Source organism: Aeromicrobium ginsengisoli, from assembly GCF_004134905.2.
GTDB lineage: Bacteria > Actinomycetota > Actinomycetes > Propionibacteriales > Nocardioidaceae > Aeromicrobium > Aeromicrobium ginsengisoli.
The window spans coordinates 482,466-499,145 of record NZ_SDPQ02000003.1 but is presented as its reverse complement, the minus strand read 5'-3'; the positions used below and the strand labels follow the sequence as shown (position 1 = coordinate 499,145).

At 70.7% G+C, this 16,680-nt stretch carries 14 protein-coding genes; 6 read left to right on the top strand and 8 right to left on the bottom strand.

Annotation, left to right across the window (positions count from 1 at the left end; genetic code table 11):
- Positions 1-4: 4 nt before the first annotated feature.
- The 7 genes from ESP70_RS15570 to ESP70_RS15540 all read right to left on the bottom strand — a co-directional run bounded on the left by ESP70_RS15570 (position 5) and on the right by ESP70_RS15540 (position 9,234).
- Complete coding sequence (locus ESP70_RS15570; protein WP_149690234.1) at positions 5-493, bottom strand: low molecular weight protein-tyrosine-phosphatase; 489 nt, start codon at positions 491-493, stop codon at positions 5-7.
- Positions 490-879, bottom strand: coding sequence for a phage holin family protein (locus ESP70_RS15565; RefSeq protein ID WP_246162048.1), 390 nt, complete (start codon positions 877-879; stop codon positions 490-492). The genes ESP70_RS15570 and ESP70_RS15565 overlap by 4 nt, the downstream gene beginning before the upstream one ends.
- A gap of 35 nt (positions 880-914) precedes the next feature.
- Complete coding sequence (locus tag ESP70_RS15560; protein WP_149690232.1) at positions 915-1,595, bottom strand: ABC transporter ATP-binding protein; 681 nt, start codon at positions 1,593-1,595, stop codon at positions 915-917.
- Positions 1,596-1,671: 76 nt separating this feature from the next.
- Positions 1,672-2,577, bottom strand: a complete 906-nt coding sequence (locus ESP70_RS15555; protein WP_149690231.1) for an ABC transporter ATP-binding protein — start codon at positions 2,575-2,577, stop codon at positions 1,672-1,674.
- Between the two features lie 4 nt (positions 2,578-2,581).
- On the bottom strand, positions 2,582-5,311 hold the full coding sequence (locus tag ESP70_RS15550) for an FtsX-like permease family protein (RefSeq protein ID WP_149690230.1): 2,730 nt from the start codon (positions 5,309-5,311) through the stop codon (positions 2,582-2,584).
- A complete protein-coding gene (locus ESP70_RS15545; protein WP_149690229.1) occupies positions 5,308-8,226 on the bottom strand; it encodes an FtsX-like permease family protein in 2,919 nt (972 codons plus the stop codon). The genes ESP70_RS15550 and ESP70_RS15545 overlap by 4 nt, the downstream gene beginning before the upstream one ends.
- Positions 8,227-8,283: 57 nt before the next feature.
- Entirely contained in the window at positions 8,284-9,234 is a 951-nt protein-coding gene (locus ESP70_RS15540; protein ID WP_149690228.1) for an EamA family transporter, read from the bottom strand.
- 94 nt (positions 9,235-9,328) lie between these two features.
- Here ESP70_RS15540 and ESP70_RS15535 point away from each other — a divergent pair, with 94 nt between their 5' ends.
- From ESP70_RS15535 to ESP70_RS15515, 5 genes are all read left to right on the top strand, one after another.
- The gene (locus tag ESP70_RS15535) at positions 9,329-10,387 is read left to right on the top strand and encodes a histidinol-phosphate transaminase (protein ID WP_149690227.1); all 1,059 of its coding nucleotides are present in this window, start codon (positions 9,329-9,331) and stop codon (positions 10,385-10,387) included.
- Positions 10,388-10,681: 294 nt separating this feature from the next.
- A complete protein-coding gene (gene pdhA, locus ESP70_RS15530; RefSeq protein WP_149690226.1) occupies positions 10,682-11,812 on the top strand; it encodes a pyruvate dehydrogenase (acetyl-transferring) E1 component subunit alpha in 1,131 nt (376 codons plus the stop codon).
- A complete protein-coding gene (locus ESP70_RS15525) occupies positions 11,809-12,786 on the top strand; it encodes an alpha-ketoacid dehydrogenase subunit beta (RefSeq protein ID WP_149690225.1) in 978 nt (325 codons plus the stop codon). Before pdhA ends, ESP70_RS15525 begins: the two co-directional genes overlap by 4 nt.
- Positions 12,787-12,795: 9 nt before the next feature.
- On the top strand, positions 12,796-14,127 hold the full coding sequence (locus ESP70_RS15520) for a dihydrolipoamide acetyltransferase family protein (protein ID WP_149690224.1): 1,332 nt from the start codon (positions 12,796-12,798) through the stop codon (positions 14,125-14,127).
- A gap of 144 nt (positions 14,128-14,271) precedes the next feature.
- Positions 14,272-14,682 (top strand): Hsp20/alpha crystallin family protein, encoded by a 411-nt coding sequence (locus ESP70_RS15515; protein ID WP_246162047.1) that lies wholly within the window; start codon positions 14,272-14,274, stop codon positions 14,680-14,682.
- A 52-nt stretch (positions 14,683-14,734) separates the two neighbouring features.
- On the opposite strand, the gene ESP70_RS15510 is transcribed toward ESP70_RS15515, so the two are convergent.
- Positions 14,735-15,328 carry a DUF1684 domain-containing protein gene (locus ESP70_RS15510; RefSeq protein WP_149690222.1) on the bottom strand — a complete coding sequence of 198 codons (594 nt, stop codon included), beginning with the start codon at positions 15,326-15,328 and terminating at the stop codon, positions 14,735-14,737.
- 50 nt (positions 15,329-15,378) lie between these two features.
- Here ESP70_RS15510 and ESP70_RS15505 point away from each other — a divergent pair, with 50 nt between their 5' ends.
- The gene (locus ESP70_RS15505; RefSeq protein ID WP_149690221.1) at positions 15,379-16,674 is read left to right on the top strand and encodes an MFS transporter; all 1,296 of its coding nucleotides are present in this window, start codon (positions 15,379-15,381) and stop codon (positions 16,672-16,674) included.
- The last annotated feature ends 6 nt before the right edge of the window (positions 16,675-16,680 follow it).

The window sequence follows — 16,680 nt, the reverse complement described above, 5'->3', positions numbered from 1 at the left end:
ACGTTCAGCGGTCCATGAGGTCGGGCAGCCGCGCGACGAGCTCGTCGGTCGTTCGCTCGATCATCGCGAGCACCTCGGCGAATCCGTCGTCGCCGCCGTAGTAGGGGTCCGGCACGTCGAGGTCATCGCCCGGCGCCTCGGGGTCGAACTCCCGGAACATGCGGACCTGCTCGACCTGCTGCACGGTCGGCGCGTGGTCGACGACGTCGGCGTAGTTGCTCGCATCCATCGTGAGGAGCAGGTCGTTCTCGGCGTACCAGTCGGGCGAGAACGTACGCGCGCGGTGCCGCGACGGGTCGTATCCCGCAGCCGTCAGCGTGGCCGCCGCGCGCGGGTCCATGGGGTGCCCGACGTGCCAGTCACCCGTGCCGGACGACGCGACCTCGACGCGGTCGTCGAGCCCGGCTGCGGCGAGCCGGTCCTCGAGGACGACGTGCGCCATCGGCGACCGGCAGATGTTGCCGAGGCAGATCAAGGCGACGCGGTAGGTCACCGTGCGGGGTGCGGGTGGTTCTTGTTGGTGAAGCCGCCGAGCACCGCGTTGACGATCGAGATGACGATCGAGCCGAGCACCGCCCACCAGAACCCGTCGACGTGGAACTCGACGCCGAACTTGTCGGTGACCCACTCGGTCAGGAGGAGCAGCAGCGCGTTGATCACGAGGAGCGCGAAGCCGAGCGTGACGATGATGAACGGCAGCGACAGGGTCTTGATGACCGGAGCCACGAACGCGTTGATCGCCGTGAAGACCAGCGCCACCAAGGCGATTGCCACGACGCGCTCGCCGGTCGAGTCGCCTGACACGCCGATGTTCATGTGGTCGCCGAGCAGGCCGGCGGCCGCCGCGAGGGCGAGTCCGCTGAGGATCCAAGCAGTCACAAATCTGGGCATGCCCGATTGTTGCACTGATCCCCTCAGGTGCTCTCGACGACGCGTCCGTCGTGCAGCGTCAGCACCGCGTCCGCCCGCTCGACGAGCAGCGGGTCGTGGGTCGCGACGACCGCGGCGACTCCCGACCGGTGCACCAGGCCGACGATCAGGTCCATGACACCGCCGGCCGTACGGCTGTCGAGCTGGCCGGTCGGCTCGTCCGCCAGCAGGACCTGAGGCGTGACGGCGAGGGCTCGAGCGATGCCGACCCGCTGCTGCTGCCCGCCCGACAGCTCGTCGGGTCGTTGGGCGCCGTGCTCGGCCAGCCCGACCATGTCCAGCAGCTCCAGCACCCTCGCGTCACGATCGGCCGGCGCCATGCGACGGATGCGGAGGGGCACCTCGATGTTCTCCGCAGCGGTGAGGACCGGGAGCAGGCCGAACGCCTGGAACACGAAGCCGATCGAGCGCTGACGCAGCCCGGCGAGATCGTCCTCGTCGAGCGACCCGAGGTCGTGTCCGTCGATGACGACAGAACCGGCAGTGGGCCGGTCGAGACCGCCGAGCAGGTTGAGTAGCGTCGTCTTGCCGGAGCCGGACGGACCGCGCACGACGAGCAGCTTGCCGGGCTCGAGCTCCAGCGAGACGTCCTCGCACGCGGGCACCTCGCCTGCGGGCGTGCTGAACGTGCGGGTCAGCCCGTCGGCCTGCAGCACCGGGCTCATGCCGCAGCCTCCCAGAAAAGCCCACGACAGGCAGGCAGCGGCGTGAGGTGCCTGTCGTTTCGCTCGCTCCGCTCGCTCATGACGGCTCCTCGTCGTCGCGACGGGCGTCGGGCCAGACGCCGACGTGGTCGGTCTCCAGCGCAAGGCGCACGCGGTCGCGCATGTCGAGGCGCGAGGTGAACTCGTCGGGCAGCTGGAGCCGGCCGACGCGATCCAGCACCGCGAACTCCTCGGCGATGCTGTGCTCCTGTCCGTGCTGGTCGACGCGCGTACGTCGGAGGGTCTCGGCTGCAGTGCGGCCGTCACGGATCTGGACCGTGCGTTGCACGTGGCTCGACACCGTCGAGTCGTGGGTCACGATGAGCACCGTCGTCCCGTGCTCGCTGTTGACCCGCTGCATCGCCTCGAGGACGTCGGCGCTCGCGGCGTCGTCGAGCTCACCCGTCGGCTCGTCGGCGAGCAGGACCCGTGGTGAGTTGGCGATCGCGACGGCGATCGCGACGCGCTGCTGCTGGCCGCCGGACAGCTCGGCGGGCAGCCGCTGCGCCACGTCGGCGACGCCCAGCAGGTCGAGCAGCTCGAGCGCGCGCCGCGGTCGATCGCGCCGGGGGTGGCTGCGGCCGATCGTCATCGCGAGCTCGACGTTGTCGACCGCGGTCAGGTAGGGCAAGAGGTTGCGTACGGTCTGTTGCCACACGAAGCCGACGCTGCGCCGCCGGAACTCGATGCGCTCCTGGCGGTCCATCGTCAGCAGGTCGTGGCCGGCGACGTGGGCCAGACCGGCGGTCGGGGTGTCGAGCCCGGACAGGATCGTCAACAGTGTCGACTTCCCTGAGCCGGAGGCGCCCACGAGTGCGACCATCGATCCGGGCTCGACCGTGAGGTTGAGGCCTTGGAGGGCCTGCACCTCGACACCGACCGCGGTGAAGATGCGGACCAGGTCGTTGCACCGGATGTCGGCTTCGGTCTCGATGAGTGTCATCTGGTCAATCCTCCGTCATCCGCAGGAGCCGGGACAGCTCCTGGCGTCGAGTGGCCGCTGCGGCCAGGAACGTGCCGGCCGCGACGGCGACGAGCACGCCGGCCGCGATCAGGATCGTCGGCACCGGGTCGAGGTGAACCGGCGGCTGCACCGTGCCGGTCGTGAAGGCCCGCAGGTCGATGGCCGCCAGCACGATCCTGGGGAGCAGGAGCCCGAACAGGACGCCCGACGTGATCGCGAGGACCGCGAGCGGCCCCACCTCCCAGGCGACGAGCCAGCGGGACCGTCGACGCGGTTCACCCATCGCGTCGAGCAGGGCTGCCTGACGCGACCTGCTGGCCTCACCGCGTACGAGGGTCAGGGCGATGACCGAGAGACACAGGGCGAGCAGTGTGCCGAGGGCGATCTGCGCCGCATGGCGTACACCGGGCACGAGCGGCGAGTACTCGAGCCGGTTGGCAAGGTCCTGGGGCGTCTCGGCCTGCGCATCCCCCGGAAGGGCGCGCACCGCATCGCGCGCGGCACTGGCGGGTCCCGCGGTGCTCACGAGGAGACGGCCCGGTGGGCCGGGGTCGAGGCCGAGGCGCTTCGCCACCGAGCGGTCAATCAGGACCCACGAGCTCAGCGTGGTGAGCGGTGACGGCACGGATGCGGTGCCGACCACGTCCACCGGGGTGTCGCCGAGCCTCAGGTCGGCGTCGTCCTTGGCGAAGCCTTTCGACACCAGGATCGAGGCCCGGTCGCCGCTGGTCTCCTCGAGTGCCGGCGGCAGTCGCACGGCGCCCGGCACGTCCTTCTGGACCCGGCGGAGCGCGGCGACGTCGACGAACAGCACTCGCGCGAAGACCGGCTTGTTGTCGGCGAAGAGCGGCACGCCGGTCTGCTCGGTGATGCCGGCGGTCGCACGTACGTCCGCGCGCTCGGACAGCGTCGTCAGGATCCGCGGATTGAGCGGCCGGCCGTCGACAACGAGGTCGGCGCCCACGGCTTCCCTCGAAGCATCCACGACGCCGTGCTGCAGGGTCGTCGTGGCGACAGCCGAGAAGACTGCGATGCCGACGCTCGTGACCAGCGCGAGGGCGGCGGCGAGACCGGCGGCCGGATCGCGCAGAGCCCGCGCCGTGCCGATCAACGCCGTGGGTCCACGCCACCGTGCGGTGCGGGCCAGGAGGCGGTTGAGCACCCAGGGGTAGGCCCGCATCACGACGAGACAGGCCGCGAGGCTGAGCAGCAGTGGCGTGGCGGCGAGCAACGGGTCGACACCGCCGTCGGGCGTGGCCAACCCACGACCGTGCAGTGCGACGATCGCGGCTGCCGCCCCGAGCAGGACGAGCACGTCGAGGATCCAGCGCTGTGAGCCGGCACCGCTCGACGTCAGATCGGCACGTTCGGCGCGCGCCGAGACCGGAGGGCTCAGCGCCATCAGAAGTCCCGGTGTGATGCCCACCAGGGCTGGCCACCACCCTGCCGCGGCGCTTCCGTCGTGGGGCAGGATCACCGCTCCGATGACCGCGCCGACCAGAGCCATGGGCACGCCGGCCGCCAGCCCTTCCACCCCCACCAAGGTGCGTAGCTGGCTCGCCGACATGCCGCGAGCCGCGACGAGGGCCAGTGAACGGCGCTGCTGGCGGAGCGCGAGGCCCGCCGCCAGCATGAGCACGATCGCGGCGACGCCCAGCGGCCCGGAGGCGAACAGGGCGATCATGGCGAGCGCCGAGGTGCTGGCGGCGTTCGCCTCGTCGATGGCGCGGGGCACGTCGGAGGTGAACGCCAGCTCCGTCGCGCCCACGATCGTCGGCTCGCCCTCGGCGTCGTTGAGGTAGCCGTCGCCGGGCAGCAGGTGGCTGCGACGAACGAACTCGCGCAGCTGACCGGCGTACGCCTGTGCGTTGCCAGACGTCAGGGCCGAGGAGTCGAGCGGGAACCAGGCGCTCAGGATCGCGTTGGAGCTCAGCTGGACGAGCTGGGGCAGGGATCCGGGCTCGGCCCACCCGACCGCCGTCACGATGGGCTTGCCGCCATCGGGCTCGAAGACCGACGGGACCAGCGTGCCCGGCACCTGAGCCCAGACGGGATCGGCGCGATCCTTGGGCGCGTACGTGCCCGACAGCCTGGTCTCGATCGGCGGCCCTCCGCTGCCCCGGGTCACGCGCAGCTGACCGACGGGCCAGTGCATGGTCTTGGCCGCGGCGTCCGACAGCACGATGTCGACCGGATGACCGGCAGCGGGCAGGTCGGCGGTGACCTCGGCGGGCGCCCGGCCCTTGGTGATCCTGACGTGGTCGGCCAGGAACGGGTCGAAGCCGATGCTGAGGACGGCGTTGGCCTTGGTGCGCACGGTCGGGTCCGCCGGCGACGCCGGAGCGGTCGGGAGCGTCATGGCGAACTGGCCGGGGCCGAACAGCGACCGCAGCAGCGGCGGCATCTCCGCGCGGATCTCGCGCATCGTGTCGTCGAGTCCGCCCCACACGGGGTCCGAGGCGCTCGGCAGGTCGTTGGCGGCCGGGTCGGCGGCCGCGGTCGGCGTCGGCGTGCCCTGCTCGTGCGCGGAGAGGTCGCGCTGGTTGACCGTCAGGCTGTCGACCTGGTCGCGCAGGGCGTCGGTCAACAGGTGATTGGTCGCACGCGGGAGCAGCGCGGTGAGCGTCGACATCACGAGCACGATCGTGGCGAGGACGAACAGTGAGCGGGAGTGGTGGACCAGGTGGATCCGGAAGAGGCGCAGAGTCGTCATGGTCCGCCCTCCCGTCCGGTGCGCACCGCGTCGTGGCGTGTACGTCGCGCCTGTCGGATCGCGACGGCCAGGACCGCGGCAGCGAGGGCCGCCACGAGAGCCAGCAGACCCGCAACGGCGAACGAAAGCTCCGGCTCGACGGACGCGGGACGGTCAGGGGTGGCGCTGCGCGCGAGGTCGGCCACGGTCAGGAGGACCGCGATCGCGCCGGCCATGAGACCGACGGCCCCGCCGGTGGCCACCGCACCGCCCAGCTCCGTGGTCCGGATGCGGGCTTGACTGCCTGGGGTGACCCCCAGGGCGCGGAGCACGCGCAGCTCGTCGCGTCGGCGCCGGCCGAGGCTGGTCGACATCGCGGCCGTGGCGAGCGCCGCGAACACGATCACCGAGCCGGCCGCCCACCACCACGTGTCCAGGGCGGAGGCGACGACGTGGGCGCCGGCGCCGGGCGTGCCGGTCGTGGCGGCGGTCCTCACGACACTGGCCGACGTGGCGGCACGGATCACCCGATCAGGATGAGCGGAGGCAATCCACACCGCGTCGGGCGCCGGGATGGCGGCGTCGGCGCCGAGTGCGTACGACACGAGGGTCGGCAGGTCGGCCGCGATGCCGCGGGCGCCAGTCACTCCGGGGAGCGTGTCGACCACCGCAACGACCCGTGCGACGCCCTTGAAGCCCGAGTCCGGCAGGAGGAGGTCGAACGTGTCGCCGGTCCGCGCCTGGAGGAGTGCGGCGGCTTCGGAGGTGATGACGACCGGCAGCCGCTTGGGCCTGGGCCCCACGAGGGTGCTGCCACTGCTCTTGTCGTTGATGAGCTCGATGTCGTATCGATCTGCGCCGGGCAGTCCACGGACCGTGATCGTGGCGTCCCCGTCGACGCCGGTCGCATCGGTGTGGACGCCCAGCAGGCGCCAGTCGCGACCGTTGCGGGGGACGGTGACGGCGCGGGTCACCGGATCGGGTCCGGGGCCGGTGATCCGTCCCATCGGTCGTACGGCGATCTGTCCGGCGCTGTCGACGAGCCAGGCCGTGGTGTTGACGTCGCCCGTGATCGGGGCGCCGCTCACCGTGATCGTGACGCTGGTCGTCCCCGGGCTGATCGGCACCCCGTGCTGCCCGGCGTGGAGGGCCGACACCATGCGGGCGCTGTCGCCGGCGACCCGCGTCCCACGGGCGATGCCAGCGACCGTTGGTCCGGCGGCCAGGAACGAGACCTCGTCCTGGTCCTGGTCGACGCGTCCTGGCACCGAGACCACCGCAGCAGCGTCGTCACCGAGCCTCATGAGCGGAGCCGTTGCCGCCTCGACGCCGACGTCGGCTGCGGGGTCGACCGTCAGGTCGAGGCGTACGTCGGCGCCGGTGCGCACGCTGGCCGAGGTGGCGTCGAGCGAGGTCTGGGTGCCGTCGAGCGTCGCGACCACGATCGCGAACCCGAGGGCCAGCGAGGTGAGCGCGATCGTGACCCCGAACGTCGACAGCCGTCGAGCGAGCTGGCGTGCCGGGAGGGCCGGCCTGATGCCCGGGCGACCGGCCGCGTGGCGCTCGAGTCGCTGGAGCACCGGGCGTACGCCCGCCATGCCCAGAAGCGTCGCCGCGGCGAGGGCAGCCGCCGGCGCGAGCGACGTGATCGGGTCGACCTGCGTGCTGCCGCCGACCCCCACGCTCAGCGGTCCGCCGTACGACGTGAACTGGCCGACCGACAGTGCAGCCGCCCCGAGCACCAGGATCAGGAGGGCTCTCCGGGCACCCGGCAGGTCCCGCGATCCGGTGCGCTGCGACGCGGCGTGCCGGACCGCAGACGCGGTGGCGGCGGCCGTCAGCACGACAGCCACAAGGACGCAGGCGACGGCCGCCAGGACGGCGAGGCCGGTGTCAGGTGCTCGATCGAGTCGGGTGAACACCGCGACTGCGCCAGCTGTGCCGATCGCCGCTCCGGCGATCGCAGCGACCGCCGCCTCGGCAGCCGCGGCGGCGGTCATTGCGGACGTGCTCGAGCCGCGCGACCGCAGCAGTGCCGACTCGGTGCGTCGGGCCTCGGTCAGGAGCACCACGACCTGCCGGCAGGCCACGATCGCGGCCACGGCGAGCAGCGCGTAGGCGACGGCGAGCAGTCCGTCGGCCGCGGCCCGGGTGGCTTCGAGATCTGCCAGCCGTTGAGGGAGTCCGCCCGTCACGGTGGCCGAGACGTCGCTGTCGTTCACCGCCGTCATCAGCGTGCTGAGGTCTCGCCGGGTCTGCGACACGTCCGCAGAGGAGGGGGGCGCAAGGACGTACGCCGCCGTGGTCGGTGCGGGCAGCCGGCCGAGGTCGCGGCGAGAGACGACAAGTGGTCCCACCCCGTCAGGCCCACGACCTGACGCGGAGGCAGGGTCGCCGAACCACGCCGCGGCGTCGGGATCCTTGGGGCGCCACGTGCCGTCGACGACGATCTCGACGCGGTCGGCGCCGGTGCCTGCACCGAGCCGATCGCCGACACGGATCCCGAGCGATGACGCGGCCCGGTCCTGGAGGGCCGCGTGGATCACCGGCCCCGGCGCCGTCGCGGGCCAGTGTCCGTCGACCAGGACCGAACGGTCCCGCAGCCCGCCGTCGGCTCGAGCGGTGAACGTCGAGACCGCGCCGTCGTGGCTCGCCGGGAATCCTTCGGTGTGAGCGCTGCGCGTGATCGCGAACCGCGCAGAGCCGAGCAGCTTGTCGAGAGCCGGGGCGCGGTCCGCCGAGACCTCGAGCTGCAGAGCCGCCGACGTGGCGGGGCCCGCCCTGAGGGCGTCCTGCTGGGCGGTTCGGTCAGCCGTACGGTGCAGCGCATCGATCCCGACGATCGAGAACGTCGCCGCCAGCACGATGCCGGCGAGGGCGAGGAGGAGGCCTGGTTGCGCCCGTGCGCGCGCATACGCCAGAGCTCCAGGTCGCACCGCGCATCCCCCTGTCCCTGACGGACAGGCCGTCACCATGCCGTGAGTTGCTACACCCTACGGCTGCGGGAGGACCGTTTCCACCCTCCGCGACGTCTGTGCGAGGACGATGCCGGCCAGCACCGCGACCGCGCCGAGCGCCTGGACCGGCGTGAGCGACTCGCGGAACCAGGCCCAGCCGAGGACGTTGGCCAGCACGGGCTCGAGCATCGCGATCACCGTGACGATCGTCGCCGGGAGGTGGCGCAGGGCGAGCATCTCGAGGAAGAACGGCACGACGGTGCCCAGCACGACGATGACCGCGATGACGAGCCACGGGTTGACCGAGTGCTCCTCGAGCCGGCCCAGCATCGAGGTCGACCCCTTCAGAGTCGGCAGGTTCCACAGCGGCTCGACCACGTTCATCACGACGGTCGCCACGACGAACGCCCAGAGGATGACGCGGAGCGGGTCGTCGAGCCCGACGTTGTGCTCGCCGAGCAGGAAGTAGGTCGCGAAGCTCACGGCCGCGAGCAGGGCCATGACCACGCCGAGGCCGTCGAACGTCAGGCCGTTCCATACCCGGCTGACGACCGCGAGCCCGACGACGGCGAGACCCACCGCGAGCCACATCTGGCCGTGCACCGGCTCCTTGCGGACGAACCGGACCCAGAGCACCACGAGCACCGGCGCGAGGTACTCGATCAGCAGCGCGATGCCGAGCGGCAGCCGGTCGATCGCGACGTTGTAGGTCAGCTGCAGCGCCGCGACGCCGACCAGGCCGAGCGCGATGACGAGGAGCATCGCCGTGCCCTTGGGTCGACGCAGTGCCGATTGGCGGAAGCACGCGGCGTACGCGATGAAGACCAGCGTCGCGCCGGTGACGCGCACGGTCGTGAACGACTCGGGGCTGAGGCCGGAACCCATGGCGACGCGGGACAGGCCGCCGTTGATGCCGAACAGCACGGCAGCGGTGATGACCAGCACGTAGCCGAGTCGGGCATTGCGGGCGGTCACACGGTCGATCATGTCAGCGCCGTACGGTCTGGCCGCCCGCGGGCACGCCGCCGGGCCCTCGAGGAGCAGCTCGGCTGACCGAACGGTCAGGTATTACGCTCGGGGCATGACTTCTCCGCGCGCCCGCCGAGCACTCGACGAGATCCCGGTCTATCGCCCGGGCAAGGCTGCCGCGAGCGAGGACCACAAGCTCTCGAGCAACGAGAACCCGTACGACCCGCTGCCGGGCGTCATGGAGCGGGCGGCCGTCGAGCTCGGCCGGATCAACCGCTATCCCGACGCCGGCACCACGGCGCTCTACGCCGCACTGTCCGCCAAGCTCGGGCTCTCGCCGGACCACTTCGCCGCGAGCACCGGATCGGTCGCCGTCCTGTACGCCCTGCTCAACGCCCACCTCGAGGCCGGCGACGAGGTCGTCTATGCCTGGCGCTCGTTCGAGGCCTATCCGATCGCCGCCGACCTGACCGGAGCGACGACCGTGCGTGTGCCGCTGCGGACGGACGCGACCCACGACCTCGACGCCATGGCGGCCGCGGTCACCGACCGGACGCGCGTCGTCCTCGTCTGCACGCCCAACAACCCCACCGGGCCGGTGGTGAAGGCCGCAGACCTTGACCGCTTCCTCGCCACCGTCCCGGAGCGGGTGCTCGTCGTGGTCGACGAGGCCTACGTCGAGTTCGTCCGCGATGCCGACGCCGCCGACGGGCTCGCGGCGCTGGCCGCCCACGACAACGTCGTCGTGCTCCGCACGTTCTCCAAGGCGTACGGGCTGGCAGGTCTCCGGGTCGGCTACGCGATCGCCCGGCCCCCGGTCGCCGAAGCCATCCGCAAGGCGACTCCGCCGTTCGCCATCACCGATCTCTCGCAGGCGGCCGCTGTGGCGTCGCTCGAAGCGGAGGCCGAGCTGGCCGAGCGGGTCGAGGCGATCGTGCAGGAGCGTCACGCGATGGTGGCGGCGCTGCGCGACCAGGGCTGGGAGCTGCCCGAGACGCAGGCCAACTTCGTGTGGCTGCCGCTCGGCGACGATGCGATGGACTTCGCGGCGTGGTGCGACCCGGTCTCCGTGCGGCCGTTCGCGGGTGACGGCGTGCGCGTCAGCGTCGGCAGCCCGGCGGTCAACGCGGTCTTCCTCGACCGGGCCGCCGCGTGGCGCAAGGAACACTGACGCACCCAGAACGCCTCGAATCTTCACGACTTCGACCGTCATCGCAAGGTTTGATGCAACAGGTCGTCTGAAAATCGGCCGCCAGGGCAGCTCGAACGTGACCATCGGCCGTTCGGAGCGTTGTTTGGTCAGGCGGTCGTTGCCGGGATACGGTGTGTTCAGATGTGATGCCAGTCACGTCCATGTGAGCCCACCAACGTCCACCACCCCTGTGACACTGGTGTCTCGCATCTTCGACATCGGAGCGGCAATCCCGCGAACCGATCGATTGAGGGAGTCGCATTGAGCGCCACCATGCCCGACGCATACGTAGCCGACGATCCTGCTGGAGCCTTTCCACTGGTCCAGCTCCTGACCCCAGAGGGACAACGCGTCTCCCACGCGGACTACGCGTACGACGGGGACGACGACGCCATCCGCGGACTGTTCCGCGACCTCGTCCTGAGCCGTCGCATCGACTTCGAGGCGCACGCGCTGCAGCGTCACGGCGAGCTCGGACTCTGGGCGCCGGCCCTCGGCCAGGAGGCCGCGCAGATCGGCTCCGGCCGCGCGTTGCTCCAGCAGGACTTCGCGTTCCCGACCTACCGCGAACACGGCGTCGCGTTGTGCCGCGGCATTGACCCGGCGCTGCTCCTCGGCCTGTTCCGTGGCGTCGAGCTCGGGGGCTGGGACCCGGCCGAGCACGGCTTCGCGCTCTACAGCATCGTCATCGGCGCCCAGACCCTCCACGCGACCGGCTACGCGATGGGGCTGACGCTCGACGGCGAGGTCGGCCGCAACGATCCCGAGCGCGACGCGGCCGTCATCGCCTACTTCGGCGACGGCGCCACGAGCCAGGGCGACGTCAACGAGGCGTTCGACTGGGCCGCGGTCTTCAACGCGCCCGTCGTGTTCTTCTGCCAGAACAACCAGTACGCGATCTCGGCCTCGACCGAGCGCAACACCCGCGGCCCGATCGCCCAGCGCGCCGGCGGCTTCGGCTTCGACGGCATCCGGGTCGACGGCAACGACGTCCTCGCGTGCCACGCCGTCACGACGGCCGCGATGCAGAAGGCGCGCAACGGCGAGGGTCCGACGCTCATCGAGGCCTACACCTACCGCATGGGCGCGCACACGACGTCCGACGACCCGAGTCGATACCGCGACAGCGCCGAGGTCGAGACCTGGAAGCTCAAGGACCCCATCGAGCGGGTCAAGCGCTACCTCCTGACCCAGGGCACGCCTCAGGAGTTCTTCGACGAGCTCGACGTCGAGGCCGACGAGCTGGGCAAGCACCTGCGCGAGACCTGCAAGGCGCTGCCCGATCCCGATCTCGCCGCCCTGTTCGACCGCGTCTACGTCGACGGCTCGACTGAGCTCGAGGAGCAGAAGGCCCAGTACGTCGCGTTCAGAGACAGCCTCGAGCCGGAGGGGAGTGAGTCATGACCAACAAGATGCCGCTCGGCAAGGGCCTCAACGCGGGCCTGCGGGCCGCGATGGAGGCCGACGACAAGGTCCTGATCATGGGTGAGGACGTCGGCAAGCTCGGCGGTGTCTTCCGCATCACCGACGGCCTGCAGAAGGACTTCGGCGAGAGCCGGGTCATCGATGCGCCGCTCGCCGAGAGCGGCATCGTCGGCACCGCCGTCGGCCTCGCGTTCCGGGGCTACCGCCCGGTCCTCGAGATCCAGTTCGACGGCTTCGTCTACCCGGCCTACGACCAGATCGTCAGCCAGGTCGCCAAGCTGCACTTCCGCAGCCATGGCCGGGTCAAGATGCCGATCGTCATCCGCATCCCGTTCGGTGGTGGCATCGGCGCCGTCGAGCACCACTCCGAGAGCCCCGAGGCGCAGTTCGCGCTGACGGCCGGCCTCAAGGTCGTGTCGTGCTCCAACGCCAACGACGCCTACTGGATGATCCAGCAGGCGATCGCGAGCGACGACCCCGTCGTGTTCATGGAGCCCAAGCGGCGCTACTGGGACCAGGGCGAGGTCGACACCGACTCCGAGCCCCTCCCGCTGCACGCCTCCAAGGTCGTCCGCGACGGCACGGATGCGACTCTCATCGCGTACGGGCCGATGGTCAAGACGTGCCTGGAGTCCGCCGAAGCCGCCGCCGAGGAGGGCACGAGCCTCGAGGTCATCGACCTCCGAACGCTCTCGCCGCTCGACCTCGCGCCGGTCTTCGAGTCCGTACGCCGCACCGGCCACGCGATCGTCGTGCACGAGGCGTCGCAGACCCTTGGGCTGGGCGCCGAGATCTCGTCGCGCATCACCGAGAACTGCTTCTACTCCCTCGAGGCGCCGGTCATCCGGGTCACCGGCTACGACCTGCCCTATCCGCCGAGCCGCGTCGAGGAAGAGTTCCTTCCCGGGCTCGACCGCGTGCTCGAAGCGGTCGACCGTTCGCTGGCGTACTAGGAGTCGTTGATGAGTGAGTTCAAGCTGCCCGACGTGGGCGAGGGCCTGACCGAGGCCGAGATCGTGACCTGGAAGGTCTCCGTCGGCGACCAGATCAAGGTCAACGACATCATCGTCGACATCGAGACCGCCAAGTCGATCGTCGAGCTGCCGAGCCCGTATGAGGGCACCGTCGAGGCGTTGCTCGTCGACGAGGGCCAGACCGTCGACGTCGGCACCCCGATCATCCGCATCGCCTCCGGCGACGAGCCGGTGACCGACGGCCCGCACCTTCCCGAGGCGATGACCGCGGGCGAGTTCGCCGCCGCCGGCGACCTGGTTCCGGAGCCCGTGGCGACCCCGGCCATCAAGGCCAAGGAGGAGCGGCAGTCCGTCCTCGTCGGCTACGGCCCGCGCACCACGTCGACCAAGCGCCGTGCCCGCAAGGGTGCCGTGGCCTCGGTCGACACCGAGAAGGTGCCGCAGCGCTCGATCCGTGCGCTCGCCAAGCCGCCGGTCCGCAAGCTCGCCAAGGATCTCGGCATCGACCTCGACTCGGTGCCGGCGCAGGGCGACATCATCACCCGCGCCGACGTCGAGGCGTTCGCGGGTCTGCGCAGTGTGCAGCCCACGACCCCCGCGACCACCACGTCGACCTCGCTCGAGGACCAGCGCATCCCGATCAAGGGCGTTCGCAAGATGACCGCCGAGGCCATGGTGTCGTCGGCATTCACCGCGCCGCACGTCACCGAGTGGGTCACCGTCGATGTCTCCAGGACCATGGAGCTCGTCACGCAGCTCAAGACCGACGACCGGTTCACCGGCGTCCGCGTCTCGCCGCTGCTGATCGTCGCGCGCGCGGTGTGCCTGGCGATGCGCCGTACGCCCGAGCTCAACGCCACGTGGGACGACGCCGCACAGGAGATCGTGCTCAAGGGGGCGGTCAACCTCGGCATCGCGGCGGCGACGCCCCGGGGACTCGTCGTGCCCAACATCGTCGGCGCCGACTCGATGACGATGCCCGAGCTCGCTCAGGCGTTCGCCGAGCTCATCGCGACGGCGCGTGACGGCAAGACGCAGCCGGCGCAGATGAGCGGCGGATCGTTCACGATCACCAACATCGGAGTGTTCGGCATCGACGCCGGCACGCCGATCCTCAACCCCGGTGAGTCCGGGATCCTGGCGGTCGGCGCGATCAACAAGCGGCCGTGGGTCGGTGACGACGACGAGATCGTGGCTCGCTGGGTCACGACCCTGGCGCTGAGCTTCGACCACCGCGTCGTCGACGGCGAGCAGGGCTCGCGGTTCCTCGCCGATGTCGCCGCGATCCTGCGCGACCCGGCGCTCGCACTGACGTTCTGACGAATCGGCTGCAACCGCAGCAGATTTTTCAGGAATTTTTCAGATCCGGGACTTGATCGCGGCGATGCGTCGATCTATTTTTCTCTCGTACAGAGTTGAGTCCGGTGGACTCAAGTTTCGAGAGGAGATCTTGCGATGATGACCATGTCCTTTGATCCTTTCAGCGACCTCGATCGCCTGACCTCTCAGCTCGGCTCGCGGTCGACTCGCCTGATGCCGGTCGACCTGTTCCGGGAGGGTGATCGTTACGTCCTCGCTGCGGACCTGCCGGGAATCGACCCGGGATCGGTCGACGTCGACCTCGATGGCCACGTGTTGACCATCCGGGCCGAGCGCACGGCGGCGTCGCACGAGAGCGCCAAGTGGCTCGCGAGAGAACGCCCGTACGGCAGCTATGTCCGTCAGTTCAGCCTGGGTGACGGCATCGACACCGAGGGAATCTCGGCGCACTACGACAACGGTGTCCTCAGCGTCGTGATCCCGGTGAGTGAGCGCGCCAGGCCGCGCAAGATCGACATTCTCGGCAAGTCCGAGCAGAGCTCGATCTCGGCCTGACGCATCGAGCGGGTGTCGGACCAGCTGGCGTCCGGCACCCGCCGTCGCGTCCTCAGAGCCGTTCGCCGGCCTCGACCCGGGACGTGATGGTGTTGCCGGGCGGAGCCAGCGGGCACTGCCAGCGCGGGTTGTAGCGGCACGACGGGTGGTACGCGTAGTTGAGGTCGAGCGTCAGTGACTCGGCGTCGCCGCCGAGCCACGAGCCTTTGGCGGTGTCGAGCAGATAGCGCCCGCCGCCGTAGCTGCCGTCGCCCGACGTGCCGTCGCGCAGCGGGATGAAGATGCCGCCGCCGTACTGGTGGAGCCACCACACGTCGAGGCTGCCGATCGAGAGCTCGACCCGGCCGATGAGCTTCATCGTGATGGTGCCGTCACCGCCGGCGTCGACGAGTCGATCGTCGGTGGGCTCGACCGGCAGCAGCGCCACGTCGAAGCGCAGCTCCGGGTCGTACGGCCAGTACGGCAGACCCGTCTCGCGCAACGGGTCGTCGTCGAGCAACGGGCTCTGCGGGTGCGTACGGAAGAGCTCGTCCCGGGCCGCCCGCCAGCGCGCGTGACCGGTTGCGCGGTCGGGCTCGGCGCGCACGTCGGCGTACATCTCGTTGACGCGTCGGCGCCAGTCGACGAGGGTCAGGGAGTCGGCCATGGATCCACCGTGGCACATGGGCGGTGACGACGCCGCACTAAACTGGGTCGGTGAGCCAGCCTGCCGAGACCCGCCATCCCGGCGCGTACGCGGTCTGGGTCGTCGCCCTCCTGGTCTATCTGCTCGCGGTGTTCCACCGCTCGTCCCTGGCTGTCGCCGGGCTCGCCGCGACGGAGCGGTTCGACATCTCGGCGGCCCAGCTGGCGACGTTCACGATGCTGCAGCTGCTGGTCTACGCCGGCATGCAGATCCCGGTCGGCCTGCTGGTCGACCGTTTCGGACCCCGACGGGTGCTGCTGACCGGCGCCATCACGCTGACCGTGGCGCAGGCCGGCTTCGCGTTCGCCGACACGTACGCCTGGGCACTGGTGGCGCGCGTCTTCGTCGGCGTCGGCGACGCCATGACGTTCATCTGTGTGCTCCGGCTCGTCAACACGTGGTTCGCGCCGCGCCGGGTGCCGCTCGTGACCCAGCTGACCGGCGTCACGGGCCAGCTCGGCGCGATCATCGCGGCGGTGCCGATGACCGTGGCCCTGCGGGAGCTCGGCTGGACCAAGTCCTACCTCATCGCGGCGTCGCTCGGCGTCATCCTGACGTTCGCCCTCGTGGTCTTCGTCCGCGATGCACCGGCCGCGCGTTCCGTGAGCGGAGCGGCACTGTCCCGGAGCGGCATCCAGCGCAGCCTCGGCGCCTCATGGGCCCAGCCCGGCACGCGGCTCGGCTTCTGGATGCACTTCACGACCCAGTTCAGCGCCACGACGTTCGGGCTGTTGTGGGGCTACCCCTTCTTCGTACGCGGTGAGGGCCGGTCCGACCACGTGGCCGGTCTGCTGCTGACGCTGATGGTCGTCGCGGTCATGAGTGCCGGACCCGTGCTCGGCTGGGCGATCACGCATCACCCGTGGCAGCGCTCGACGATCGTGATCGGGATCGTCGCCACGATCGTCGTGGTCTGGACCGTCGTCCTGGCCTGGCGCGGTCCCGCTCCGCTGGGGCTGCTCGTGGTGCTCGTCATCGTGATGGGTGTCGGCGGCCCGGCGTCGATGATCGGCTTCGACCTCGCCCGCACGTCCAACCCGGCCGACCGGCTCGGCAGCGCCACGGCGATCGTCAACCAGGCGGGCTTCGTCGCGAGCCTCGTGCTGGTCGTCGCGATCGGCGTGATCCTCGACTGGCGTACGCCCGGCTCGTCGACGGCCTACACGCCGTCGGCCTTCCGGTGGGCGATGTCGTTCCAGTACGTCCTGTGGTTCCTCGGTCTGGTCCAGATCTGGCGCTACCGGGTCAAGGCGCGAGCCAAGGTCATGGCCGAGGAGCCCGAGGCCTACGGCCGCACGCGCGGCTAGCTGAGA

Excerpts from the sequence above, each read along its gene's own strand:
- ESP70_RS15560 (WP_149690232.1), bottom strand. The coding sequence starts at position 1,595 with ATGAGCCCGGTGCTGCAGGCCGACGGGCTGACCCGCACGTTCAGCACG.
- ESP70_RS15555 (WP_149690231.1), bottom strand. The coding sequence starts at position 2,577 with ATGACACTCATCGAGACCGAAGCCGACATCCGGTGCAACGACCTGGTC.
- ESP70_RS15550 (WP_149690230.1), bottom strand. The coding sequence starts at position 5,311 with ATGACGACTCTGCGCCTCTTCCGGATCCACCTGGTCCACCACTCCCGC.
- ESP70_RS15540 (WP_149690228.1), bottom strand. The coding sequence starts at position 9,234 with ATGATCGACCGTGTGACCGCCCGCAATGCCCGACTCGGCTACGTGCTG.
- ESP70_RS15535 (WP_149690227.1), top strand. The coding sequence starts at position 9,329 with ATGACTTCTCCGCGCGCCCGCCGAGCACTCGACGAGATCCCGGTCTAT.
- pdhA (WP_149690226.1), top strand. The coding sequence starts at position 10,682 with ATGCCCGACGCATACGTAGCCGACGATCCTGCTGGAGCCTTTCCACTG.
- ESP70_RS15525 (WP_149690225.1), top strand. The coding sequence starts at position 11,809 with ATGACCAACAAGATGCCGCTCGGCAAGGGCCTCAACGCGGGCCTGCGG.
- ESP70_RS15520 (WP_149690224.1), top strand. The coding sequence starts at position 12,796 with ATGAGTGAGTTCAAGCTGCCCGACGTGGGCGAGGGCCTGACCGAGGCC.
- ESP70_RS15515 (WP_246162047.1), top strand. The coding sequence starts at position 14,272 with ATGTCCTTTGATCCTTTCAGCGACCTCGATCGCCTGACCTCTCAGCTC.
- ESP70_RS15510 (WP_149690222.1), bottom strand. The coding sequence starts at position 15,328 with ATGGCCGACTCCCTGACCCTCGTCGACTGGCGCCGACGCGTCAACGAG.